This window comes from Mesorhizobium sp. 01N446, assembly GCF_056399285.1.
Genome location: NZ_JBFTRA010000001.1, coordinates 884,224 through 907,402, shown reverse-complemented (window position 1 = coordinate 907,402; position 23,179 = coordinate 884,224). Strand labels below are relative to the sequence as shown.

19 protein-coding genes are annotated in these 23,179 nt (G+C 64.9%); 11 read left to right on the top strand and 8 right to left on the bottom strand.

Annotated features, from left to right (window positions below; translation table 11 throughout):
• Nucleotides 1-20: 20 nt before the first annotated feature.
• Nucleotides 21-668 carry a class I SAM-dependent methyltransferase gene (locus tag AC1DPX_RS04195; protein WP_477234780.1) on the bottom strand — a complete coding sequence of 216 codons (648 nt, stop codon included), beginning with the start codon at nucleotides 666-668 and terminating at the stop codon, nucleotides 21-23.
• A 139-nt stretch (nucleotides 669-807) separates the two neighbouring features.
• Between AC1DPX_RS04195 and AC1DPX_RS04190 the strand changes: the two genes are divergently transcribed.
• The 7 genes from AC1DPX_RS04190 (at nucleotide 808) to AC1DPX_RS04160 (ending at nucleotide 8,805) form a co-directional block, all read left to right on the top strand.
• Nucleotides 808-2,625, top strand: coding sequence for a GtrA family protein (locus AC1DPX_RS04190; RefSeq protein ID WP_477234778.1), 1,818 nt, complete (start codon nucleotides 808-810; stop codon nucleotides 2,623-2,625).
• Nucleotides 2,626-2,835: 210 nt separating this feature from the next.
• Entirely contained in the window at nucleotides 2,836-4,185 is a 1,350-nt protein-coding gene (locus tag AC1DPX_RS04185) for a putative bifunctional diguanylate cyclase/phosphodiesterase (protein WP_095202923.1), read from the top strand.
• Nucleotides 4,186-4,340: 155 nt separating this feature from the next.
• Nucleotides 4,341-5,108, top strand: a complete 768-nt coding sequence (locus AC1DPX_RS04180; RefSeq protein ID WP_477234776.1) for an SDR family NAD(P)-dependent oxidoreductase — start codon at nucleotides 4,341-4,343, stop codon at nucleotides 5,106-5,108.
• Complete coding sequence (locus AC1DPX_RS04175) at nucleotides 5,105-6,064, top strand: 2-dehydro-3-deoxygalactonokinase (RefSeq protein ID WP_477234774.1); 960 nt, start codon at nucleotides 5,105-5,107, stop codon at nucleotides 6,062-6,064. Before AC1DPX_RS04180 ends, AC1DPX_RS04175 begins: the two co-directional genes overlap by 4 nt.
• Nucleotides 6,061-6,699, top strand: a complete 639-nt coding sequence (locus AC1DPX_RS04170; RefSeq protein WP_477234772.1) for a 2-dehydro-3-deoxy-6-phosphogalactonate aldolase — start codon at nucleotides 6,061-6,063, stop codon at nucleotides 6,697-6,699. Before AC1DPX_RS04175 ends, AC1DPX_RS04170 begins: the two co-directional genes overlap by 4 nt.
• Entirely contained in the window at nucleotides 6,699-7,571 is an 873-nt protein-coding gene (locus AC1DPX_RS04165; protein WP_477234770.1) for an SMP-30/gluconolactonase/LRE family protein, read from the top strand. The genes AC1DPX_RS04170 and AC1DPX_RS04165 overlap by 1 nt, the downstream gene beginning before the upstream one ends.
• A 160-nt stretch (nucleotides 7,572-7,731) precedes the next feature.
• Nucleotides 7,732-8,805 carry a D-alanine--D-alanine ligase family protein gene (locus AC1DPX_RS04160; RefSeq protein ID WP_477234768.1) on the top strand — a complete coding sequence of 358 codons (1,074 nt, stop codon included), beginning with the start codon at nucleotides 7,732-7,734 and terminating at the stop codon, nucleotides 8,803-8,805.
• 7 nt (nucleotides 8,806-8,812) lie between these two features.
• Here AC1DPX_RS04160 and AC1DPX_RS04155 read toward each other — a convergent pair whose 3' ends face one another.
• Nucleotides 8,813-9,349, bottom strand: a complete 537-nt coding sequence (locus AC1DPX_RS04155; RefSeq protein ID WP_477234766.1) for an autotransporter — start codon at nucleotides 9,347-9,349, stop codon at nucleotides 8,813-8,815.
• Between the two features lie 78 nt (nucleotides 9,350-9,427).
• Between AC1DPX_RS04155 and AC1DPX_RS04150 the strand changes: the two genes are divergently transcribed.
• Nucleotides 9,428-10,174 (top strand): GntR family transcriptional regulator, encoded by a 747-nt coding sequence (locus AC1DPX_RS04150; protein WP_477234764.1) that lies wholly within the window; start codon nucleotides 9,428-9,430, stop codon nucleotides 10,172-10,174.
• Between the two features lie 85 nt (nucleotides 10,175-10,259).
• On the opposite strand, the gene AC1DPX_RS04145 is transcribed toward AC1DPX_RS04150, so the two are convergent.
• From AC1DPX_RS04145 to dnaK, 6 genes are all read right to left on the bottom strand, one after another.
• Entirely contained in the window at nucleotides 10,260-10,547 is a 288-nt protein-coding gene (locus AC1DPX_RS04145) for a DUF1330 domain-containing protein (RefSeq protein WP_019862362.1), read from the bottom strand.
• Nucleotides 10,548-10,564: 17 nt separating this feature from the next.
• The gene (gene pyrF, locus AC1DPX_RS04140; RefSeq protein WP_202359252.1) at nucleotides 10,565-11,278 is read right to left on the bottom strand and encodes an orotidine-5'-phosphate decarboxylase; all 714 of its coding nucleotides are present in this window, start codon (nucleotides 11,276-11,278) and stop codon (nucleotides 10,565-10,567) included.
• 11 nt (nucleotides 11,279-11,289) lie between these two features.
• Nucleotides 11,290-11,886, bottom strand: a complete 597-nt coding sequence (locus tag AC1DPX_RS04135) for an NADPH-dependent FMN reductase (RefSeq protein WP_477234762.1) — start codon at nucleotides 11,884-11,886, stop codon at nucleotides 11,290-11,292.
• Between the two features lie 111 nt (nucleotides 11,887-11,997).
• Entirely contained in the window at nucleotides 11,998-12,600 is a 603-nt protein-coding gene (gene pmtA, locus AC1DPX_RS04130; protein WP_202356945.1) for a phospholipid N-methyltransferase PmtA, read from the bottom strand.
• Between the two features lie 149 nt (nucleotides 12,601-12,749).
• On the bottom strand, nucleotides 12,750-13,880 hold the full coding sequence (gene dnaJ / locus AC1DPX_RS04125) for a molecular chaperone DnaJ (protein ID WP_477234760.1): 1,131 nt from the start codon (nucleotides 13,878-13,880) through the stop codon (nucleotides 12,750-12,752).
• A 223-nt stretch (nucleotides 13,881-14,103) separates the two neighbouring features.
• The gene (dnaK, locus tag AC1DPX_RS04120) at nucleotides 14,104-16,020 is read right to left on the bottom strand and encodes a molecular chaperone DnaK (protein WP_477234758.1); all 1,917 of its coding nucleotides are present in this window, start codon (nucleotides 16,018-16,020) and stop codon (nucleotides 14,104-14,106) included.
• Between the two features lie 489 nt (nucleotides 16,021-16,509).
• On the opposite strand from dnaK, the gene AC1DPX_RS04115 reads away from it, so the two are divergent.
• From AC1DPX_RS04115 to rpe, 3 genes are all read left to right on the top strand, one after another.
• Nucleotides 16,510-18,471, top strand: a complete 1,962-nt coding sequence (locus AC1DPX_RS04115; RefSeq protein WP_477234756.1) for a hypothetical protein — start codon at nucleotides 16,510-16,512, stop codon at nucleotides 18,469-18,471.
• A 10-nt stretch (nucleotides 18,472-18,481) separates the two neighbouring features.
• A complete protein-coding gene (locus tag AC1DPX_RS04110) occupies nucleotides 18,482-22,225 on the top strand; it encodes a DUF7929 domain-containing protein (protein ID WP_477234755.1) in 3,744 nt (1,247 codons plus the stop codon).
• 206 nt (nucleotides 22,226-22,431) lie between these two features.
• Nucleotides 22,432-23,109 (top strand): ribulose-phosphate 3-epimerase, encoded by a 678-nt coding sequence (rpe, locus tag AC1DPX_RS04105; protein ID WP_284276587.1) that lies wholly within the window; start codon nucleotides 22,432-22,434, stop codon nucleotides 23,107-23,109.
• Nucleotides 23,110-23,179: the final 70 nt, after the last annotated feature.

Sequence of the window (23,179 nt, the reverse complement as noted above, 5' to 3'; positions counted from 1 at the left end):
GGTTCGATCGCGGCCGGCGGCTACCGAAGCAATGCGACGAAGTGCAGGCCTCTGTCGAACAGCAGGTTCGCCGGAAAGGGATAGAGCGCCAGGTCTTCGCGCCAGCTTTGGGCTTTAAGACCAATCTGGCCGAAAATCGTGTCCCATTCCTGCCTGGACAGATAGTTGTAGGGCAGCCTGACATCGTGCCCCTTGTTTCCCACCCAGTCCATGAACCGAAGCGTGCTGTAGGCGAAGAGCCCGTCGCGCAAGTGATCCTTGATGACAACGCCCTTGCGGGCGACCCTTGCGGCCTCGGCGACAAGATGGCCGGGATTGTCCGTGTGGTGGAGAACGTCGACGATGGTCACCCAGTCGAACGATCCGGAAGCCGCCGGGATCGTGACGCCGTCGAAAACCTCTACGGGAATGGCCGTACGCGGCCGCACGAAGACATCGATGCCGCGAAAAATCAGCCCCGGTTTCCTGTCCATCACCGCCTTGGCGAGCGAACCATCGCCGCAGCCGAGGTCAAGAACGGTGCCTTCGGCACCCAGCATGGCGCCGACATGTTCGGAGAGGACACGGATGCGGCGTTGAAACACGGCCCGGCCGTGGGCCGCGTTCAGTATCTTTTTCTCGATCGCCACAACGCTCATGCCAAGGCCCCCGATCGAACCGCTGTTCATCGTCTGATCCGGACCATATCGGTGAATGGCAAACAAAGCGTTTCGCGGCATGGGATTGCTTGGCGCAAGGCCGATTTAAGGTTTGCGCAGTGAGTTCGCGATAGTTTCCCTCATCAAGAAAGCGCCCAGAGGCCGTGCCGTGACTCCTGCCGATACCATGATCTCCGTCGAGGCCACGCCACCTGCGTCACGGGGCAACGACCTTGCGTTCGCGTTCGTCGCCACGCTGGTGATGGTTGCCGTCAGCGCTCTCGGCGGATTCCGCGACTTGACCGACGCCGGCGGCGACAATGACAGTCTGCTGCGTCTGGTCGAGGTTCGCGACATGCTGGCCGGCCAGGGCTGGTTCGACCTGCATCAGTACCGGATGGGCGTTGAAGGCGGCTTCGTCATGCACTGGTCTCGGCTGGTCGATGCGCCGCTCGCCGCCATCGTTTTCATGGCCTCGGCGCTGACCGGCAGCGTGGCCATGGCCGAGACCATCGCCGAGGTGCTCTGGCCGGCGTTGCTCTTCTGTCTCGCCTTGCTCTTCATCATCCGCGCGGCGCGCAGTTTCGCCGGCGCCGCCGCCGTGCTGCCGTCCGTCGTCATCGGCGCCGCTGCGTTGCATTTCATCGGCATCTTTTCGCCTGGCTCGCTCGATCATCACAATGTCCAGCTGACGCTGACCGTGGCCTGCCTGAGCCTGCTGCTCGAAGCACCCGTGCGGCGCTGGGCAGCGCTGCTTGCCGGCCTGTGCGCGGCGCTGACGCTGGCCGTCGGCATGGAAACGGCGCCCTATGTCGCCACCATCGGCGCCTGCGTCGCCTTGCTGTTTGTCGCCGACCCCGGCGGTGAGCGGCGGATCGCCAGGGATTTCGGTCTTGGCTTTGCCGGCGTTTCAGGGCTGGTCTTCGTTACCACCATCGCCCCGTCGGCCTGGGGCCAGCCGCAATGCGATGCCTTCTCGACAGTGCAGTTCGTGGTGGCCGCGCTCGCCGGATGCGGCCTCGCCGCCGTGGCTTCGATCGGCGTGGCCAACGCCACGATGGGCCGGCGCCTGACGGCGCTCGGCCTGCTTGCGCTCGCGCTTGCGGCCGTCATGGTGCTGCTGTTCCCGCAATGCCTAGCCGCGCCCTATGCCGAGCTCGATCCGCGCCTCGGGCAGATATGGCTTGGTCATATCCAGGAGGCGCAGTCGATCATCCAGCTTGCCTCGAGCGATCCGGGCATGGTGGTGGCGCGTTTCGCCACGCCGGCGGTGGCGATCATGCTGATGGCGCTTCGCCTCGGCCGTGGCGGCTGGCGGCGGCAGGACAGCCTCGTCGGCGCGCTGCTGGTTGTGGCATTCCTGGTCAGCGCCTGGGAAGTGCGCGGCTCGACCTTCTCGATTGCCCTGGCGGTGATCCCGCTTTGCGCCTGGATCGCCAAGTGGCGGCAGCGGGCGGAGGCCAGCCCATCGCGCAGCGCCGTGCTCCGGATGGCGGCGGCGTGGCTGATCTCGGTCAACGCGATCTGGGCGGGCGCGGCCGGCGCGGCGTCAGGCGCCTTCGAAACCGGCGCGGCGGGCAAAGAGCCCGACACCGATGCGCTCTGCCACGCCAAGCCGTCCTTCGCCGCGCTCGGCCATTTGCCGGCGACCACGGTTCTCAGCATCTCCAATCTTGGCTCGCCAATCCTTGCCTTTACCAGCCATCGCGCGCTGGCCGGGCTCTACCATCGCAACGTCGCCGGGAACCTGCTCGCGTTGGACGCGCTGCTGGGTTCCGCCACGGACGCGAAAACGATCCTCGAAAGCCACCATGTCGGCCTTGTCGCGCTCTGCCGCGGCAATCCCGAAAGCCGGCTCTTCGCGGCCAGGGCGCCGGACGGCTTTCTGGGCGGGCTGATGCGCGGCGACGTGCCGGACTGGCTGGAGCCGGTGGCCGAGACCCATGGCGCGCCGCTCGAGCTCTATCGCGTCAAGTCCAGCGGCTGAAAATCGGCGCCAGAACAAAGGTTTGGCGCCTGGTTTAGCCAGCTCCCCGAAGGCGTCGGGCTTGCTGCCGCGGCAAATCGCCGGTGAAACCTGGCTTGCGTTTTTCCAGATCATGTCCGGGCTTCAAAAAATCGATTTTCGAGATACGTTTCCTAAAGGGTTTGCTGCCAGTCTCGCGCATAAATTCCGACGTCAAAAACAGGGACACCGATGCAAACTTCGTTTGGCACCGGTCAGGCAAACAGGGAGAGCACGGATCTGGCCTTCACAGATCCGTTGACCGGGCTTGGCAACCATCGCCGCTTCTTCGACAAGGTCGATCGCCTGATCAGCGACCGTGCCGACGATCCCGCGCCCTTCACCGTCGGCATTCTCGACCTCGACGGCTTCAAGCCGATCAACGATCTGTTCGGCCACAAGGCCGGCGACGACATCCTGATCCAGGTCGCCATGCGGCTGCGCGCCTCGATGGACGGCCATTCCACGGTCTGCCGCATCGGCGCCGACGAATTCGCCTTCCTCTATCCGCTGGTGTTCTCCGAGGAAGCGGCGGCGGAAAAGTCCCGCATGCTGATCGAAATCCTGTCGGCGCCCTACGATGTCGGCGAGCGCACCGCCAGGCTGTCGGCCTCGGTCGGCTGCTCGCTGTTCTATTCCGGCGACGAGACCACCGAGATCCTCATCAACAAGGCCGAGACGGCGCTCTACCACGCCAAGCGCTCCGGCCGTGGCCGGGTCGTCGTCTACACACGCGAGATGGAAGAGGCGGCCAAGCGCGTCACCCGCATCGAGCAGGCGCTGCGCCGCGCCGTTTCCGCCGGCGAAGTGGAGCCGCATTTCCAGCCGATCGTCGACCTCACCACGCGCCGCACCATCGGCTTCGAGACGCTGGCGCGCTGGACCGATCGTGATCTCGGCGCGGTGCCGCCGACGGTCTTCATCCCCATCGCCGAGGAACGCGGCATCATCGGCCCGCTGTCGCAGCTCGTGCTGCGCAAGGCGACCGAGGCGGCCCGAAGCTGGCCGAGCGACCTGTTCCTGTCCTTCAACCTGTCGCCCTCGCAGCTCGTCGACCAGAACACCGGCCTGCACATATTGGCGATTCTCGACCGCACCGGCTTCGATCCGCGCCGCCTGGAGATCGAGATCACCGAAACCGGCCTGATGAACGATCCGGCCTCGGCCGCGCAGATCGTCGAGGACCTGCGACGCGTCGGCATCCGCGTCTCGCTCGACGATTTCGGCACCGGCCAGTCCTCTCTCGGCCGCCTGCGCGAATTCCATTTCGACAAGCTCAAGATCGACCGGGCCTTCGTCTCCTCCATTCTCGACGACCGCCCGTCGGAACACATCATCCGCGCCATTCTCGCCATGTGCGAAGGGTTGGGCATGGATGTGGTCGCCGAAGGCATCGAAGAGGAAGCGCAGGCCGATCGCCTGGTCCAGTTCGGCTGCGCCGGCGGGCAGGGCTATCTCTTCGGCAAGCCGGTCGATGCCGACGCCACGCTCGGCTATCTCCGCGATTCTTTCCGCGGCGCGCTGCGCGCCAAGGCGATCTGATCGGCGATTTTCTCGCTGTCGGCCATCGCGACCTTGCGGCGAGTGCGGCGCATTGTCGTTTTGTCTGACATAAGCCAGCAAATCCGGCTTTTCGCCCTTGCCCGCGCGACTTGCGTGGCTAGGATGCGCGCCGTTCACGCTCGGAGATAATAAACATGATGCCATCGGCGGATTTTGCCGACCTCAAGGGCGCCTCGGTGCTGATCACCGGCGGCGGTTCCGGGATCGGCGCGGCGCTGACCGAGGGGTTTGTGCGCCAGGGCGCCAATGTCGCCTTCATCGACATCGCCGAGGGTCCGAGCACGCTGCTTGCCGACAGCATCGAGAAGGAATTCGGCCGCCGGCCGCTCTACCTCAAGACCGACCTGCGCGACATCGAGGCGTTGCGCGCCTCGGCGGCCAAGGCGGCGGAGGCGCATGGCGATGTCACCGTGCTGATCAACAACGCCGCCTGGGACGAACGACACGCCGTCGAGGACGTGACGGTGGAGTTCTGGGACAACAACCAGGCGATCAATCTCAGACCACATTTCTTCACCGCGCAGGCGGTGGCGCCGGGCATGAAGCGGGCCGGCGGCGGTTCGATCATAAACTTCACCTCGACATCGTATCTCATCAACCATCCCGACATGCCGGCCTACACCGCCGCCAAGGCGGGCATTCTCGGCCTCACCAAGGGGCTGGCCGGCAAGCTCGGGCCGGACCGCATCCGCGTCAACGCCGTCGCGCCCGGCTGGGTGATCACCGAACGGCAGCAGGAACGCTGGGTGACCGAAGGGGCGCTTGCCGCCCATGTCGCCAAGCAGTGCATCAAGGAGGTCATGCGCCCGGACGACATGGTCGGCACGGTGCTGTTCCTGGCCTCGGATGCCTCGCGCATGCTGACGGCGCAGATGCTGATCGTCGACGGAGGTTTTCTGTGAGCCAGGGGATCGCCAGCAACGCTCCGGCGGTCGCCGCCCTCGATTGGGGCACGACCCGGCTTCGCGCATGGATGATCGACAGCAGCGGCAAGGTGCTTGCCGAGCGCCGCGGCGATGACGGCCTAATCACCGCACGCGAAAAAGGCTTTTCGAACGTTCTGGAAGGCCATCTGGCCGCCCTGGGCGCACTGGATACATTGCCTGTCATCATCTGCGGCATGGCCGGCTCCCGCCAGGGCTGGATCGAGGCGCCCTATGTGAGCGTGCCGACGCCGATCGGCGCCATCCTGCTCGGCGCGGCCCGTATCGAGGGCGAGCGCCGCGACATCCGCATCGTTCCCGGCCTCGCCCAGCGCCTGGTTGATGCGCCCGATGTCATGCGTGGCGAGGAAACGCAATTGGCCGGCGCCGGTTTGCCGGCAAAGGGGCGGCATCTCGCCTGCATGCCCGGCACCCATTCGAAATGGGTGGTGGTCGAGGACGGCGCTGTTGCCGGCTTCGGCACGTGGCCGACCGGCGAGTTGTTTTCGGTACTGGCCGCGCATTCCATTCTCAAGCATTCGCTGGGCGAGCATCCGGCACCCGTCACGGCGGACAGTCCATTCTTCCGGCAATGGTGCGAACGGGCGCTTGGCGAGGGCGGCGACGTCACCTCGAAACTGTTTGCCATCCGCGCCGCCGGGCTGCTGCAGGACCTGAAATCGGAGGATGCGGCGGCCTGCCTGTCCGGGCTTCTGATCGGCGGCGAGATCGCCTCGGCGAAGCGCCGCTATGGCGCCGGCGATGCGCCGGTCGTGCTGATTGCCTCGGGTGCGCTCGCCGTGCTCTACCAGGCTGCGCTCGACCTTGCAGGGCTTGCCGTCCGCACCGTCGACGCGGATGAAGCGGTGCGCGCCGGCCTCATCGAAGCCGCGCGCGAAAACGGCATGATCGCCAGAACCGGAGCCTTGGCATGACCGAGACCGCAGCCTTCCCGAAACTCAAGCGCGGGCTGGTCGCCATCCTGCGCGGCCTGAAACCCACCGAGGCGATTGCCATGGGCCAGGCGTTGTTCGACGCCGGCATCGAGGCGATCGAAGTGCCGCTCAACTCGCCCCAGCCCTTCTCGTCGATCGCCAGGATTGTCCAGGTGCTGCCGAAATCGGCCCTGGTCGGCGCCGGCACGGTGCTGACGGCGGCCGATGTCGATGGCCTGCACCAGGCCGGCGGACGGCTCCTGGTCAGCCCTAATATCGACGCCGAAGTGATGGCGCGCGCCATGCACTATGGCATGGTGACCATGCCCGGCGTGTTCACGCCGACCGAAGCTTTTCAGGCGATCCAACTGGGCGCTTCGGCCTTGAAGTTCTTTCCGGCGAGCGCGCTCGGCGCATCGGGCATTTCAGCCATCCGGGCGGTGCTGCCGGCGCAGACTCTTGTCGGTGCTGTCGGCGGCGTTTCGGAGAAGGACTTTGCCAGCTACAAGGCGGTGGGCGTCACGGTCTTCGGGCTGGGCTCCAGCCTGTTCAAGCCTGGCATGAGCGTCGACGATGTCGCCGCCCGTGCGCACGCCGCCGTTGCGGCCTGGGATGCGGTGTTCGGAGACGCATGATGAGCGAAGTTTCGGTTTTTTCCGATTACATCTGCCAGCTCGGCGAAGGCCCGAGCTACGATCCGGCCACCGATGCGCTGTTCTGGTTCGACATCGTCAACGGCAAGCTTCTGGAAAAGCCGCTCACCGGCGCGCTGAAAATCCATGAGCTTGGCCAGATGGCCAGCGCCATCGCCATCATCGACGAGCAACGCCAGCTGATCGCCACCGAGACCGGGCTTTTTGTCCGCGACGTCGCGACCGGCGCGATGACGCTGCACACGCCCATCGAGGCCGACAATCCGCTCACGCGATCCAACGATTCCCGCGTCCATCCCTGCGGTGCCTTCTGGGTCGGCACGATGGCCAAGGACGAGAGCAAGGGCGCGGGCTCGATCTACTGGTTCTTCAGGGGCGAACTGCGCCGCCTGTTTTCGGACATCACCGTGTCGAACTCAATCTGTTTTTCGCAGGACGGGACGATCGCCTACTACACCGACACGTCGACCGGCCTGTTGATGCGCGTCGCCTGCGATCCGGCGACGGGCCTGCCGGTTGGCGAGTCCAAAGTGTTCGTCGACCACCGCTCGTCGAAGGGCTACATCGACGGCTCCGTCGTCGACCGCGACGGCGTGCTGTGGAATGCCGTCTGGGGCGGCAAGGCGGTGAAGGCCTATTCGCCCGATGGCACATTGTTGCGCGAAATTGCCATGCCGGCGACGCAGGCGTCCTGCCCGGCCTTTGTCGGCGCCAAGGCCGACCGGCTGGCGGTGACCTCGGCCTGGAAGGGCAAGGACGACAAGCAGCGCAAGCTCGACCCGCAGGCGGGCATGACCTTCCTCATCGACATCCCCGTCAACGGCCGGTTCGAACCGCGCGTGCTGATCGCCTGAGCAGGAGCGGCGGCTGATTGTTTTCGCCGGGCGTTGTCACGCAACCGCCCGGCACGGTCGGTTTCGCGAAAGCCGATGGCAGCCGCCGTGCGATGGTAATGCATGTCGTTTCGACGCGACGCGCTCCAAGTCATCGCCCCTGCTGGAATCCCGCTCCATCATGTCAAAGCACAAGCCGAAGCTGATCCTTGTCTACGAGCCGGAAAAGGCCTGCTTCGACCGGCTGCTCGCTGACGGCTTCCCGCCGCAGCGCGCCACCGAGATCTCGTCCTATCTGGCGCAGTCGACGGATATCGCCGCCGACTTCGCGGCACTTGCCGCCGCCTGCTCGGCGCGCGGTCTCGCCTTTGCGCCGGTAGCACTCGACGATGCCGGCGAGGCGCTGGAACGCGCGGATGCTGAGAACACGCTGGTCTGGACGCTCTCCGACGGCATTGCCTATTTCCGTGGCGGCGCCGCGCCGGCGCTCGCTCGGCTCAAAGGATTGCGGACGATCGGCGCCGATGATTCGCTGTTCGCGCTCTGCCAGGACAAGTTCCGCTCCGGCGCCGTGCTCGGCGCGCTCGGCTTGCCGGTACCGCAGGCCGGTCTCGCCCGCGACGGCAAATGGCTGGTCGAGCCGCCGGCCTCCGCCGCCGGCTGGTTCGTCAAGCCCAACCGGCTTGGCGCCAAGATCGGCATCTGGCCGGATTCGCGTGTGGGTGATCTCGGCCACGCGCTGGAGCTTAGCCGGCGGGTCTTCGCCGCCTATCGCGACGATGTCGTCGTCCAGCCCTATGTCGCCGGCCGCAACGTGCGCGCCAGCTTCCTCGGGCTGACGCCGCAAACCGGCACCGAAGCGCTCGGCGTCGCCTTTGTCGATTCAGGCGCGGATTTCCAGACCATGGCGGACAGCATGGCGCTCTACGGCGAAACCGGCGAGGCGGCGAAGGCGGCGGGACTTTATGCCGAACCGCAGCTCGTTGCCGTCGCCGATGTCCAGCCCCTCGCCGACGCCAGGATCAGGGCGATCGCCGGGCGGCTGATCGGCGGGCTCGGCCTGCGTGACGTGTTTTCCGTGGACCTGCGCGTCGAGGCCGACGACACCGTCCACATGATCGAGTTCGAGGTCTGCCCAGGCCTGCCCTGCTTCGACTTCCGCGACTATTGCCGAAAGCAATGGGGCCTCGAGCTGGCGGACGCCATGGCCGCGACGGCGGCGAGCCGGCTGACCAGCCAGCGGCGCTACGGCTAGGCTCAGCCTATATCGGCCGCGCGCCGGCCATGTACCTGTTGTTGTCGAAGGGTTCCGGCTGGTTGTCGGTCAGGCTCCACAGCTGGCGGTCGGTGCCTGGCAAGTCGCCGAGATAGACATGCAGGGCGCCGGAGCGGGCGCTGCCGGTATTGGCGACCGAGTGGATGGTGCTGGCAGACATATGCACCAGCGCGGGCGCCGAAAAATCCTGCCGCTCCGGCTCTTCGACCTTTTCGCCGGCGAGCGGGTAGATGAAATTGGACTCGCCGCCGCAATAGAGGCCGATCAGCGCGTCCATCAGATGATTGTGCGGCGGGTACTGCACCCCTGGCGAAAGCGTGATGTGGTAGATCGTCAGCTGCGGGCTGGCATGCAGCAACAGCTCATCCTCATCCTCCTCATGGACAAGCCCGCCGAGCGCATGGAAGCGGTTGGTATAGTCGCTCAAGACGGCCTTGACCTGATCGAAGGGATTGGCGCCTGCCGCCGCGTTGACGATATCCTTGATCGCGCGGTAGAGAGGGGAGTCGGCGGATAGAGGCATGCCACAGCTCCTGACTGAGATGCTCAGTTAGCACAGCTAAGATGGCCAATGTCAAGGCCGATGCAAAGAGAGAGAAGCATGAAGCCGACAAAAGCCACGCCATCGAAATCGGCCGCGTTCGAAGGCGGGACGCCGGCGCTGTCGACGGCGGATCTGCTGCGCAGCGAACAGGCTTACGAACAGCTGAAGAGCGATATCGTCGCTTGCGTCCTATCGCCCGGTGAAGCCTTGACCGAAAAGCAGATCGAGGCGCGCTACGGCATCAAGAAGGCGACCATCCGCTCCGCCCTTGCCCGCCTCATGCAGGAAGGCCTGGTGAGGAGCGAGCCGCGCCGCGGCTATGTCATCACGACATTGACCTTGCGCGACGTCAACGAGATCTTCGACGTGCGCGGCCTGATCGAGCCGGAAGTGTTCCGGGTTGCCACGTCAGGCATCACCGAGCGCGGACTGGAGGAGATCAGGCTGGCGGCGAGAAAGGTGCTGAAGCCCGAGACGCTGCGCAGCCCTGTCGCGTTCCTTGCGGCAGACCGTGCCTTTCGCCTGGCGATTGCCGAGCTTTCCGAGAATTTGCGGCTGGCACAGCTTCTCAGCCAGATCCTCGACCAGTCGGAACGGGCGCTCCATCTCGGCTTCAAGTCGCGTGATTTCATGCCGCTGATCGTCGAACAGCAGAAGCAGCTGCTTCAGGCATGCGAGAAGAGCGACGTTCCCGGCATCGTGAAACTTGCCCGCGCGCAGTGCCTTGCCCTCAAGCACCAGCTGGTCGGCGCGCTGCTTGGCGGGGCCAAGCTGCGCGACGTGAACCTGCAGGACTTGGTCTGAAGCAATTCCAGGAAAACTGTGTGGCGCTTTCCCAGGGAATTGCTTCAAAAACAAGGAAGCTAACCCTGCTGGACCGGGATAGGCTTCAGGCTCCTTCGACCAGCACGATCTCGCCGTCGGCGACTTTCTGGCGGATGGCGACGGCGCGCTGATATTCCGGCGAGTGGTAGCAGTCATGCGCGATCGCCAGCGATTCGAATTCGATGATCACGTTGCGGGCGCGGCCAGGCCCCTCGGCCAGCTCATGCGCCCCGCCGCGTGCCAGGAATTTCGCGCCAAAACGGTCGAAGGCGAGTTTCGAAGCGGCGATATACTCTTTGTAGCCTTCGGCATCGCGCACATCGACGCGGGCGATCCAATATCCCTTGGGCATTCTTCTCTCCCTTAATTCTATGCAGAGCGCATTTCGTCGAGGATCGCTTGCGCAGCCGCGCGGCGGTCGCTTGCCGCGACGATGGGGCGGCCGACAACCAGATGGCTGGCGCCGTTGCGGATCGCTTGCGCCGGCGTCACCACGCGCTTCTGGTCGCCATGGTCGCTGCCCACCGGTCGGATGCCTGGCGTCACCACGGCCATGTCGGGTCCGACGATGCGGCGCACCGCCTCGGCTTCCGCCGCCGAGCAGACGATGCCGCCCATACCGGCATGCAGGGCCTGTTCCGAGCGCCGCAGCACCAGCGTGTGCGGATCGTATTCATAACCGACATCGATCATGTCCTGCTCGTCCATCGAGGTCAGGACGCTGACGGCGAGCAGGCAAAGCTCGCTGCCCCTGGCCGCCTCCACCGCCGCCCGCATCGCCTTGGGGTAGGCGTGGATGGTCAGCATGGTCATGCCCATCTTGACGATGTTCTCGACGCCCTTGGCCACCGTGTGGTCGATGTCGAGCAGCTTCATGTCGAGGAAGACCTTGGTCCCGCCGCTGGCCAGTTCCCTGGCGAAGTCGAGCCCGCCCGCAAAGGCCAGCTGGTAGCCGATCTTGTAGAAGGAGACGACGCCGTCGAGTTCTCGCACCGCCTGCTCGGCTTCCCGCACGGTCGGCACGTCGAGGCCGACGATCAGTCTTTCCTGCATGGATTTGGCCTGCATGGATTGGGTCTGCATGGTTGCGGCGATCACGCCTCGATCCGGGTCGACAGCATGCGCGAGGTTACGATCAGCGTGCGGCATAAATGCTCCATCGATTTGTACAGTCTTTCGTCACGGAAATTGCCACCTTCGTCGAAGGCATCGCCGCCGTCCGGCACCGAGCATTCCGGCGTCACCACCTCCATCTGGCAGCGCACCAGCACGGCGCGCAGATGGCTTATGCAGCGTATGCCGGCAAAATGGCCGTTGGAGGACGAGCAGAGCCCGGCGACCTTGCCGGCGAGCGGCCTGACCGATCGGCCGCCATCCCGGCGCACCCGGCTCACCCAGTCGATCGTGTTCTTGAGCAGCGGCGGGATCGAGCCGTTATATTCGGGCGTGGCGATCAGCAGCCCGTCATGGGCAATGATCAGGCGGCCGAGTTTGACGGCGTTTTCGGGGACACCTTTTTCCTTCTCCAGATCCTCGTCGAGGATCGGCAAGGGATAATCGGCCAGCGAAATGCGGGTTACCTCGGCGCCTTGCACCGCAAGTTCCTTCTGCGCCACATCGGCCGTCCTGCCGCTATAGGCGCCGCTGCGCACCGAGCCGGCGAAGACGAGGATTTTCGGGATCACTGCCATTGGCCACGAAAGGTAAGGGAGTAGGGGAGTAAGGGAGTACGGCAGTAGGGCATGAACGGTTCGGTTTCCGAAGGCTTCCCTACTCCCATACTGCCTTACTCCCCTATTCCCCTATGTTTCACGCCGGTAGATCCACAGCTGCGTCGGCGGGATATTGCGGAAGATGAAATCGAAATGCTTGACCGTATAGTCGCCGCGGCCGGCCGGGATCGGCGACATCGGGCCATAGGTCAGCTGCACGATCGGGCGGCCCGCCGGGATACGGTCGAGCAGGCTCTCTATGTAGGCGATGCGCTGGGCGACCGGGAAATTGAGCAGCGGCACGCCGGACACGACGGAATCGAAGATCATCCCGCTTCTCTCGCCAAGCGTGGCGTTGAGGTTGAAGGCGTCACCCTCGATGACGTTGACGCCGGGATAGAGCTGGCGCAGATGGCGCACGAAATCCGTGTTGTATTCGACGGCATAGAGGTTTTCGGGCCGTACGCCCTGCGCGAGGATGGCGCGGGTGATGACACCGGTGCCTGGACCGACCTCGAGCACCGGCAGGCCGGACCTGGGATTGACGATCGAGGCCATCTTGCGCGCGGTGATCGAACTGGTCGGCACGATCGAACCGACCGTCTTCGGCTTGTCGATCCAGCCCTTGAAGAATTTGAGTTCGTCGTCGAACTTCTCGGCAAGCGCCTTCCGCAGTCCGTGACCACGTGTCATGCAAGCTCTCCTCAAGGCTCCCCGCAAAGCTACTTAACACCTGGTTGACGCAAGGCAAGGCGTTGCGAGACGCATGTCGTGGATAAGATAGATTTCGTCGCGTCTCAAGACACCGCGCGTTTCACCTGACCCCGCGCCGTTCTCGTCTGTCAGCGCTCGCCGAAGGACTCTAAGAAATCCTTCATGCGGGCGAAAAAGCCGCTCGATTGGGGCGAATTGTCCTGCGAGGAGAGCTGTTCGAACTCCTCCAGCAGCTCGCGCTGGCGGCGCGTCAGGTTCTGCGGCGTCTCGACAGCGGTCTGGATGTAGAGGTCGCCGACATTGGGCTGGCGCAGCACCGGCATGCCCTTGCCCTTGAGGCGGAACTGACGGCCGTTCTGCGTGCCTTCGGGTACTTTCACCTTGGTCTGGGTGCCGTCCAGCGTCGTCACCTCGAAGGAGCCGCCAAGGGCCGCCGTCGTCATCGAGATCGGCACCTTGCAATAGAGATCGGCGCCATCGCGCTGGAAGAATTCATGCGGCTTCACCGCCAGGAATATATAGAGGTCGCCCGAAGGCCCGCCGCGCAGGCCGGCCTCGCCCTCATTGGCCAGCCGGATGCGGGTGCCGTCCTCGATGCCGGCCGGAATGTTGACCGACAGCGAACGCTCCTCGGTAACGCGACCCTGGCCGGCGCATTTCGGGCACGGATCCTTGATCGTCTGGCCGCGACCCTGGCATTGCGGGCAGGTGCGCTCGATCGAGAAGAAGCCTTGCGTGGCGCGCACCTTGCCATGGCCATGGCACATCGAGCAGGTCACCGGCTGGGTGCCGGGCTTGGCGCCGCTGCCAGAGCATTCCGTGCAGGAGATCGAGGCCGGCACGCGGATCTGCGCGGTCTTTCCGGCAAACGCCTCTTCCAGCGAGATTTCCATGTTGTAGCGCAGGTCGGCGCCGCGTTCGCGGCCGCCCGACGAGCGGCGCTGGCGCCCGCCCATCATGTCGCCGAAAATATCCTCGAAGATGTCGGCGAAGCCGCCGGCGCCAAAGCCTTGCGCCCCGCCATTCATGCCGCCCTGTTCGAAGGCGGCGTGGCCGAAACGATCATAGGCCGCGCGCTTCTGCGGGTCCTTCAGCGTCTCATAGGCTTCGTTGATTTCCTTGAACTTGTGCTCGCAGGAATGATCGCCGGGGTTGCGGTCGGGATGGAACTGCATGGCGAGCTTGCGGAAAGCGCTCTTGAGCTCCTTCTCGTCGGCGCCCTTTTGCACGCCCAGCGTTTCGTAGAAATCAGCTTTCATTTTTTCCCGCTGTCCGGATGCCCAACGTCTTGATGCATTGTTGCTTCGTTTGCCGGCACGTCGCCTCGATTTAGGATCGGTGCCGCCCGGATGCCAGTGCTGGTAAGCGCCTGTCCGGGTTTTTCTGTCATTTTTTTGGTGAGGCCGCGCACTTTTTCAAAGATGGTTGCAAAAAAGCCCGGCTTTACGCCGGGCTTTTCGCTTTATCTTGCCGACAGGCGGCTCAGGCCGACTTCTTCTTGTCGTCGTCCTCGTCGATTTCCTCGAAATCGGCATCGACCACGTCGCTATCCTTGGCGGCATCCGCCTTGGCGTCGGCTTCCGCCGCTTCCTTCTGCGAGGCCTCGTACATGGCCTGGCCAAGCTTCATCGAAGCTTCGGCAAGCGTCTGGCTCTTGGCCTCGATGTCGGCCGCGTCGTCGCCTTCGGCGGCGGTCTTCAGTGCCGCGATGGCATCGGAAATCGCCGTGCGCTCGGCTTCCGAGACCTTGTCGCCATATTCCTTCAGCGACTTCTCGGACGAATGCACCAGCGCCTCGGCCTGGTTGCGAGCCTCGACCACGGCGCGCCGCTTCTTGTCGGTCTCGGCATTGGCTTCGGCGTCCTTCACCATCTTCTCGATGTCGGCGTCCGAAAGACCACCCGAGGCCTGGATGCGGATCTGGTGCTCCTTGCCGGTGCCCTTGTCCTTGGCCGAAACGTTGACGATGCCGTTGGCGTCGATGTCGAAGGTGACCTCGATCTGCGGCACGCCGCGCGGGGCCGGCGGGATGCCGACCAGGTCGAACTGACCGAGCGCCTTGTTGTCGGCAGCCATTTCACGCTCGCCCTGGAAGACACGGATGGTCACGGCCGACTGGCTGTCCTCGGCGGTCGAGAACACCTGGCTCTTCTTGGTCGGGATCGTCGTGTTGCGCTCGATCAGCCGGGTGAACACGCCGCCCAGCGTCTCGATGCCGAGCGACAGCGGCGTCACGTCGAGCAGCAGCACGTCCTTGACGTCGCCCTGCAGCACGCCGGCCTGGATGGCAGCGCCGAGTGCGACGACCTCATCCGGGTTGACGCCCTTGTGCGGCTCCTTGCCGAAGAACTGCTTTACGATCTCCTGGATCTTGGGCATGCGGGTCATGCCGCCGACCAGGACCACTTCGTCGATCTCGCCAGCCTTCAGGCCGGCATCCTTGAGCGCCGCCTTGCAGGGGTCGATGGTGCGCTGGACGAGGTCTTCGACCAGGCTTTCGAACTTGGCGCGCGTCAGCTTCAGCGTCAGGTGCTTCGGGCCGGTCGCGTCGGCTGTGATGAAGGGCAGGTTGATTTCGGTCTGCGTGGTCGACGACAGCTCGATCTTGGCCTTTTCAGCCGCCTCCTTGAGGCGCTGCAGGGCGAGCTTGTCGTTCTTCAGGTCGATGCCCTGTTCCTTCTTGAACTCGGCCGCCAGATATTCGACCAGGCGCATGTCGAAATCCTCGCCGCCGAGGAAGGTGTCCCCATTGGTCGACTTCACCTCGAACACGCCGTCGCCGATTTCGAGCACCGAAATGTCGAACGTGCCGCCGCCAAGGTCATAGACGGCAATGGTCTTGCCATCCTTCTTGTCGAGGCCGTAGGCAAGTGCCGCGGCCGTCGGCTCGTTGATGATGCGCAGCACTTCGAGGCCGGCGATCTTGCCGGCGTCCTTGGTCGCCTGGCGCTGGGCGTCGTTGAAGTAGGCCGGAACGGTGATGACCGCCTTCTCGACCTTCTCGCCGAGATAGGCTTCCGCCGTTTCCTTCATCTTCTGCAGGATCATTGCCGAGATCTGGCTGGGCGACTGCTTCTTGCCGCCGGCCTCGACCCAGGCATCGCCATTGTCGCCCTTGACGATCTTGTAGGGGACAAGCTTCTTGTCCTTCTCCGTCACCGGATCGTCATAGCGGCGGCCGATCAGGCGCTTGACCGCGAAGATGGTGTTTTCAGGATTGGTGACCGCCTGGCGTTTGGCCGGCTGGCCGACCAGACGTTCGCCGTCGCCAGAGATGGCGACGATAGAAGGCGTCGTGCGCGCGCCTTCCGCATTCTCGATTACCTTGGGCTCCTTGCCATCCATGATGGCGATGCAGGAATTCGTGGTGCCGAGATCGATACCGATTACTTTTGCCATTTTTCTAGTCTCTCCGCTAAGCAGGCTTTCAGGACCCGTGAAGGCGTTCCGACGAAAGCCCCTGTTCACAAGAAATCCCGTCCGGCAACCGGAGTTCCGGCGCCGCACGGCTTGGCGCGTATATAAGAACAGGCGGCATCGGGCGCAAGCATTCTGCGCAAGGCTTCCGTGAACCTTTCCACCTCCGGCCGCGACTGAGGTCCAGGTGCCGCATGGTGCGGCCCGGAAAGGAAGCCCCCCATGACCAGCAACCCCGAGACTCCTGGGTCTCCGGGAACAACAGGAGCTCGGCGCGACCACCGCCTTCGGGACGGGGTCGATGCGCTGGGCTTCCCGCTGATTCCGTTGACCCTGCGTAAGAGCAGGCGTATCGTGACAATGAGGAAAGCAGACAATTCGAGCAGGGAAGAACGAGCCGGACCGCCGCGCCTTGCCCTGGTTCGCGCGGCCCAACCGGAAGTTCCTCCCGTAGACTTCGGGGGGAGTTCCATGTCTTGCGATCACGGCCTGTTCGTGTCTTCTCGCACCAGCCGTTTACACCGCCTGATCAAGGCAACCGGCGGACTTCTTGCATTTGCCCTGACCGCCGGCATTTGGTTTGGCGGCGCCGCCCAGGCGCAGGACACCCAGATCATCTACCCCGGTTCGATGGCGGTCACCGGATTTTCCGGCACCGTCATCCCGAATTTCGATGAAGGCCTGCCGCCCGGCGTCGATCCGGTCGACGAAACCTTCATCGACACCACACGCGCCACCTTGCGCGTTTTCGACGTTTCGCATCTCGGCGGGCCGGCTTCGGGCCAGCTCGTCTTCACGCCGCCGCCTTTCGAGGTGACGGCGGGCCAGATCGGCCAGGTTTTCGGCGTCACCTATGATGACGGCGTGCGCGACGGCGTTCCGTCGGGCATTCCCAACCTCTACGCCGCCGCCACCTCGCTGCACGGCATCCGCATCGTCACGCCCGATACCGACAGCGACGGCAGGCCGGAGCGGCAGCGCCGCGGCACGGCGGGTGCCACCTTCATGGATGGCCAGTTCGGCACCGAAAACGGTGGCGGGCCGGGCACCATCTGGAAGATCGACGGCATCACCGGCCAGGTCGCCAAATTCGCCGATATCGATACCAACAGCGGTCCCGGCATCGGCAACCTCAACTTCGATCCCAATCACCGCCAGTTCTTCGCCTCGGACCTCGACACCGGCCTGATCCATCGCATCGACGCCAACGGTGGGCTGATCGACACGTTCGATCATGGCGTCGCCGGGCGCCCGGCGCACAGTCTGGCTCCGGTCGCCGACGATGGCGCGGTGATGGACATACATGGCGCCGCCTTCGACACGGAAGACCCCGAGACCTGGGGTTACACCCAGGACGAGCGCCGCGTCTGGGCCGTCTCCTATCATGGCGGCCGGCTCTATTATTCGGTCGGCGAAAAGTCGGAAATCTGGTCGGTGGGTATTGCCCGCGACGGCAGCTTTGCCGGCGACCCGCGCTGGGAGCTGACTGTGAAGGCCGACAAGGACTACGCCGTCACCGACATCGCCTTCGACAACAGCGGCTTCATGTATCTGGCCCAGCGCGGCCCGGTCGAAAACCGCTATGATTACAGCCAGTTCGCCGATTCCGGCAAAGGCGAGGTCATCCGCTATTTCAGAGAAAACCCTGACGATCCGGCAACGGAATCGGTCTGGGTGGAAGTGCCGCAGGAATATGCGGTCGGGTTCCCGCAGGGCAACAGGCAGTCGGCCGGCGGCCTCGACCTGCAATATGGCTATGACGCCGACGGCAATCTCGACACCTCGGTCTGCACGCAGACGCTGGTCAACACCGGCGACAAATTGCGCGACAACCCGACGCTTGCCGACCAGCTCGCCGCCGGCGGGCCGCTCGCCGTGCATGGCGTGCAGATCACGCCCAAGGACCTGGTCAAGCCGGCCAACGTGCCGCCCTTCGGCTCCTGGTTCGTCGATTTCGACGGCTATTTCGAGGATCCCGAGGTGGAAGGCCATGTCGGCGACGTCGCCGTCTGGCACCCCTGCGAGGGCCGCGCCGGCTATTATGAAGAAATCCCGGGCGGCTACCTGCCACCTTTCTACCCGCCGGACTTCCCACCGCCCGGCAATCTGCCTCCCTGTCTCGATGTCGAGGATATCAGGTATTACTGCACGCCTTCGGGCCTCGAGGCCGATCTCTATCTCCATGACCATGCCGGCTTCGGCGGCGATTCGATCAAGGCCCAGTCCAGGACGCCAGGCGTCGGGGTGACCTCACCCATGTCGCATGCGCCCGGCGCGCCTTACACGATCGGCATCACCGGCCACTATCCGGGCGACAGAGTGGATGTTGGACTTTGCTTCTACAGGAAGTCCGACAAGGACAAGGGTGGCTACTACCCTTGCTGCAAGATGACCTTGCCGCTCCGCACCCCAGCCGTCAGCTGCGAACGTTGAGGAGGGGAAGATGAACGATCTCGCACTCTCCCCGCTCGCGCAAAACAACTCAACCGTCATGGAGACGATCATGAAACCCCTGTCATACGCCAGGCGCGGCGCGCGCTGGCTGATGGCGGCCGGTATCGCGGTCGCCATGTTCACCCCTCTCGCAAGCCACGCGGAAGACGCCGCTCCGATCAGCCCGGAACTGAAGCTCGACCTCGACAATTCGCGCGTCGTCAATCCGAGGCCGGACCGGCTCGTGCCTTTCTTCACCAAGACAGGCACTCAACGAGGCTGCGACTACGTCGTCTACTCGCTGAGCTTCGGCTTGCGCGGCGATCCGCAAGGCTTTGCCGACCCAAGCCTCGCGGCCAGGCTGAACAAGCTCAAGCTCGACTTCAAGGACCAGCTTCCGCACGGCCTTGCCATCGTCAACGTCAATGTGTCCGGCGACGGCACGGATGCCTCCGGCGGGCCCCTGCCGGGCGCTTCGATCATCACCTCGGCAAATCCCAACGACACGGCGACGGTTTCCGATTTCCGGCTCTCCGCCGCCGATCTCGACGGCGCCGGTGCTGCGAACGAACGCGTCATCAATTTCCGGATCACCGCCAAGATCGACCACGCGGCGTTTCCCGCGCCGACGATCGTCGACAACCAGGGTGTGATCAAGGCGACGCCGGGCGTCGGCACCGGGGCCATCCTCCCGTCGCAGGATCCGAGCAAGCCCGACGACGGCGACTTCAAGACCGGCGTCAAGACCTCGATCAAGATCGATATCACCAAGTGCAACCCGCCACCGCCACCTCCCGGCAAGGAATGCTTCAAGGTGGAACGCGGCACGGTCGATTGCGTGCCCGGCGGCGGCGCCTTCATCTACCACATGCCTGTCGGCCCCGAGATGGGCGGCAAATGGGTGCAGGTGTCGACCACCACGCCCGGCATCACCATCATCCCCGACACCCAGCTGGTGCCTCCGGGCGGCGGCGTGCTCAACTGGAAGATCGTCGGCGCATCGCCCGGCGACGTCATCCACCTCATCGTCACCGGCATCGAGACCTATGCCGGCCCGAAGGAGGGCTGGGGCCTGTGCTGCACGCAGACCATCGACATCGTCATCCCGCGTGACCAGCGCTGCCCGCCCAAGGACAAGGAGCCGGACCTCAAGGTCGAGAAACGCGCCGATGTCGCGCGCTGCACCATGGCCGGCGGCTGCGACTTCACCATCCGGGTCACCAATGTCGGCACCGCGCCCTACAACGGCAAGATCGTGCTCGACGAGGTGACGTTGCCGGCCGGCTCGACGCTGAGTTCAGGGCCCAATCCGCCCTGGGTCTGCGTCCCCGGCTCCACCCCGATGACTTGCACCCATCCGGTGACCACGCTTAATCCGGGGGCCTTGGTCGACCTCAAGCTCGGCTTCAAGCCGGTCGGGGGCTGGCAAGGCAAGGTGCTGCGCAACTGCGCCACCTACAATTATCCGGCCAGCGGCAAGCCGCTGTTCGGCAGCCAGTCGAACGACCGTGGCTGCGCCTCGATCCCGATCTGCCGCCGTGGCGATCGTGACCGCGACTGCCAGCCGCCGGTCGAGAAGAAGGTCGACCTGATCCTGAAGAAGCGCGCGCGCATCCCGGTCTGCACGCCGGACGGCGTCTGCTACTTCGTGATCGACATCATCAACAACGGCACGTCGACCTATAACGGGCCGTTGACGGTGATCGACAACTATCCTGGCGGCGCGCCGGCCTCCTCGACCTTCGGGCCGAGCCCGCCCTGGACATGCGGTCCGAACGGCCCCGGCCAGTTCCGCTGCGACAATGCCGGCATCTCGCTGCCCGCGGGCGCCTCGACGCCGATCTTCGTCAAGGCGGTCATGCCGGCAGGCTATCAGTCGGACACGGTCGAGAACTGCGCCGCGGTGAAGGCCATTCCCGGTGAGGTCGACCTCACCAACAACAAGGCCTGCGCCAAGGAACGCATCCGCCGTCCCAATGGCGGCAAGCCAGGCCTGCGCATCACCAAGGTGTGCAACGGCTCGCTCGCCGGTGCCGCGGTCGTCTCTTGCCGCATCACCGTCTCCAACGCCGGCACGGCAGCCCCCACCGGTCCGGTGCGGGTCAACGATGCCGCCACGCTGGTGTCGGGCGGCGCGCCCGTCCAGATCCAGACCGTCACCCCCGACGGCGCGGAATGGGCGTGCGGGCCGGTTCCGGCCAACACGCTGTCGTGCCAGATTCCCGGCGCCGTCATGACGCCCGGAACCAGCCGGCACTTCGACGTGACGGTCTCGGCCAATGGCGAGTTCGAGAACTGCGCGCGCGGCTCCTACGGACCGGCGCCAGGCGACGACGTCGTCTATCCGATCGGCCAGGCCTGCGCCAAGGGCGGCGGCTCTTCGACCATCCGTGTCGAAAAGACCGGCGACCGCGAGTGCCGGCTGGGCCAGCCATGCTCGTTCGACATCACCATCACCAATGACGGGACGAGCCCCTTCTCCGGCCCTGTCCGCATCGGCGATGCGATCGGTGTGGAGGGTCTCGGCCGGCTGGACGGCGTTGCGATCACCTCGATCGACCCGCCCTTCGGCTGTTCGCCCGAACCGTCGACCCTGCCTCTGTCCTGCATCGCCAACCTGACGCTCGGCGCCGGCGAAAGCCAGTCGCATCACGTCACCGTGGTCATTCCCGACGACGGGCGTCTCGCCAATCTGCAGGGCAACGTCAATGGCCAGAACTGCGTTGGCGTCCTGTCTCCCGACTCGCGGGTGCAGGGCGGCGGCGACGTGCTGCCCAAGGATGCTGCCAATGCGCAGGGCGATCGCGGCAAGGCCTATGCGTGCCACCCCTTCATCATCACCCATGAGGTGAAGAAGGAGTGCTCGCCAGGCTTCGTCATGAACGATGCCGGCCGCTGCGTCTGCCCGGAAGGCACCACCTTCCGCAACGGCCAGTGCACTGGCGGCGGCACCAACATTCTGCCGACGCCACCGCCGCCGCCGAAGCGCTGCGTGCTGCTCGAAGGCCAGATCCGCACCGAGGACGGGCGCTGCATCTGCCCGCGCGGCACGGCGCTGGAGAACGGGAAGTGCGTCAGGACCGACAGGCCCGAGCAGTGCACCATCCGCGGCCAGATCCATGATGCCAATGGCGATTGYGTCTGCCCGCAAGGGACCGAGGTGCGCAACGGCGCCTGCCGTCCGGTGCGGCCGAAGCCTCARGAGTGCCGCATCCCCGGCCAGATCCGCAATGGCGATGGCGATTGCGTCTGYCCGCRRGGSACCGAGSTGCGCAACGGSGCCTGCCGTCCGGCGAGGCCGAAGCCTGAGCAGTGCGCCATCCGCGGCCAGGTGCACGATGCCAATGGCGATTGCGTCTGCCCGCGTGGGACCGAGGTGATCGACGGCGCATGCCGGCGCAAGCAGCCGCAACTGGAGCAGTGCGACATACGCGGCCAGGTCCACAACAAGCGCGGCGAGTGTGTCTGTCCGCGTGGGACCGAAGTGATCGACGGCGCATGCCGCAGGCCCAGGCCACAGACGGAATGCGCGCCGGGCACGCAGATGATCGATGGCCAGTGCCAGCCGATCTTCAAGCGGCGCTGCCCGGAAGGCACGATCGGACGGTATCCAAACTGCCGCCCGATCCGAGGACAACCATCGCTGGAGATCAACCCGGGACTGCTGCTGCAGCAGGTGCTGCCACGGCGTCAGCCGCAGGTCGATCAGCAGGATCCGGTACCAAACAGAATCCTGAAGCTCCAGCAGCAGTAAGGATCTGCTCGACGCCAGACCAGAAACCCGCCGGAGCGATCCGGCGGGTTTCTTCGTGACGCGGCGCAATCGGGGAGCAAAGACGCGGCAACGCCACCCAAGCCTGTGGAGCCGCCGTGTCTGCACCCTCGACAAGTCACCCGCCGCGCATTAGGCAGTCGGTCCAGAGCGACCGGTATGAAAAGGGCGCCCGGAAAGGCCTCGAGATGAGCAGAAAGACCTTGATCGCACCGTCGGTGCTGGCTTCGGACTTTTCGAAGCTCGGCGACGAGGTCGAAGCCGTCGCCGCCGCGGGCGCCGACTGGATCCATCTCGATGTCATGGATGGCCATTTCGTCCCCAACATCACCTTCGGCCCGCCTGTCATCAAGGCGATACGCAACCGCACCAAGGCCTTCTTCGACTGCCATCTGATGATTGCGCCGGCCGATCCCTATCTCGCCGCCTTCGCCGAAGCCGGCTGTGACGGCATGACGGTGCATGCCGAGGCCGGGCCGCATCTCGACCGCTCGCTGCAGACCATCAGGAATCTCGGCAAGAAGGCGGGCGTGTCGCTCAATCCGGCGACGCCGGAAACGATGATCGAATATGTGCTCGACCGGCTGGACCTGATCCTGATCATGACCGTCAATCCGGGCTTTGGCGGCCAGGCCTTCATTCCCGGGATCGTCGACAAGGTGAGAAGGGTCAAGGCGCTGATCGGTGACCGGCCGATCCGCATCGAGATCGATGGCGGTGTCTCGCCCGAAACAGCTCCCCTGGTCACAGCGGCCGGCGCCGATGTGCTGGTGGCGGGTGCGGCCATCTTCAAGGGCGACAGCGTCGAAGCCTACCGCGCCAACATCGAGGCGATCAGGACAGCGGCCGACAAGGCCGCCGGCTAGCGCATCGCGTTCCCTTCCGGCTCAAAATCCAACGGTCGGCTAAGAGTCCCCATGCGGACATGACCTTTCA

What these genes read in the sequence shown, in the direction of transcription:
- AC1DPX_RS04195 (WP_477234780.1), bottom strand. Translation starts at nt 668, where the DNA reads ATGAACAGCGGTTCGATCGGGGGCCTTGGCATGAGCGTTGTGGCGATC.
- AC1DPX_RS04185 (WP_095202923.1), top strand. Translation starts at nt 2,836, where the DNA reads ATGCAAACTTCGTTTGGCACCGGTCAGGCAAACAGGGAGAGCACGGAT.
- AC1DPX_RS04180 (WP_477234776.1), top strand. Translation starts at nt 4,341, where the DNA reads ATGATGCCATCGGCGGATTTTGCCGACCTCAAGGGCGCCTCGGTGCTG.
- AC1DPX_RS04170 (WP_477234772.1), top strand. Translation starts at nt 6,061, where the DNA reads ATGACCGAGACCGCAGCCTTCCCGAAACTCAAGCGCGGGCTGGTCGCC.
- AC1DPX_RS04165 (WP_477234770.1), top strand. Translation starts at nt 6,699, where the DNA reads ATGAGCGAAGTTTCGGTTTTTTCCGATTACATCTGCCAGCTCGGCGAA.
- AC1DPX_RS04160 (WP_477234768.1), top strand. Translation starts at nt 7,732, where the DNA reads ATGTCAAAGCACAAGCCGAAGCTGATCCTTGTCTACGAGCCGGAAAAG.
- AC1DPX_RS04155 (WP_477234766.1), bottom strand. Translation starts at nt 9,349, where the DNA reads ATGCCTCTATCCGCCGACTCCCCTCTCTACCGCGCGATCAAGGATATC.
- AC1DPX_RS04150 (WP_477234764.1), top strand. Translation starts at nt 9,428, where the DNA reads ATGAAGCCGACAAAAGCCACGCCATCGAAATCGGCCGCGTTCGAAGGC.
- AC1DPX_RS04145 (WP_019862362.1), bottom strand. Translation starts at nt 10,547, where the DNA reads ATGCCCAAGGGATATTGGATCGCCCGCGTCGATGTGCGCGATGCCGAA.
- pyrF (WP_202359252.1), bottom strand. Translation starts at nt 11,278, where the DNA reads ATGCAGACCCAATCCATGCAGGCCAAATCCATGCAGGAAAGACTGATC.
- AC1DPX_RS04135 (WP_477234762.1), bottom strand. Translation starts at nt 11,886, where the DNA reads ATGGCAGTGATCCCGAAAATCCTCGTCTTCGCCGGCTCGGTGCGCAGC.
- pmtA (WP_202356945.1), bottom strand. Translation starts at nt 12,600, where the DNA reads ATGACACGTGGTCACGGACTGCGGAAGGCGCTTGCCGAGAAGTTCGAC.
- dnaJ (WP_477234760.1), bottom strand. Translation starts at nt 13,880, where the DNA reads ATGAAAGCTGATTTCTACGAAACGCTGGGCGTGCAAAAGGGCGCCGAC.
- dnaK (WP_477234758.1), bottom strand. Translation starts at nt 16,020, where the DNA reads ATGGCAAAAGTAATCGGTATCGATCTCGGCACCACGAATTCCTGCATC.
- AC1DPX_RS04115 (WP_477234756.1), top strand. Translation starts at nt 16,510, where the DNA reads ATGTCTTGCGATCACGGCCTGTTCGTGTCTTCTCGCACCAGCCGTTTA.
- rpe (WP_284276587.1), top strand. Translation starts at nt 22,432, where the DNA reads ATGAGCAGAAAGACCTTGATCGCACCGTCGGTGCTGGCTTCGGACTTT.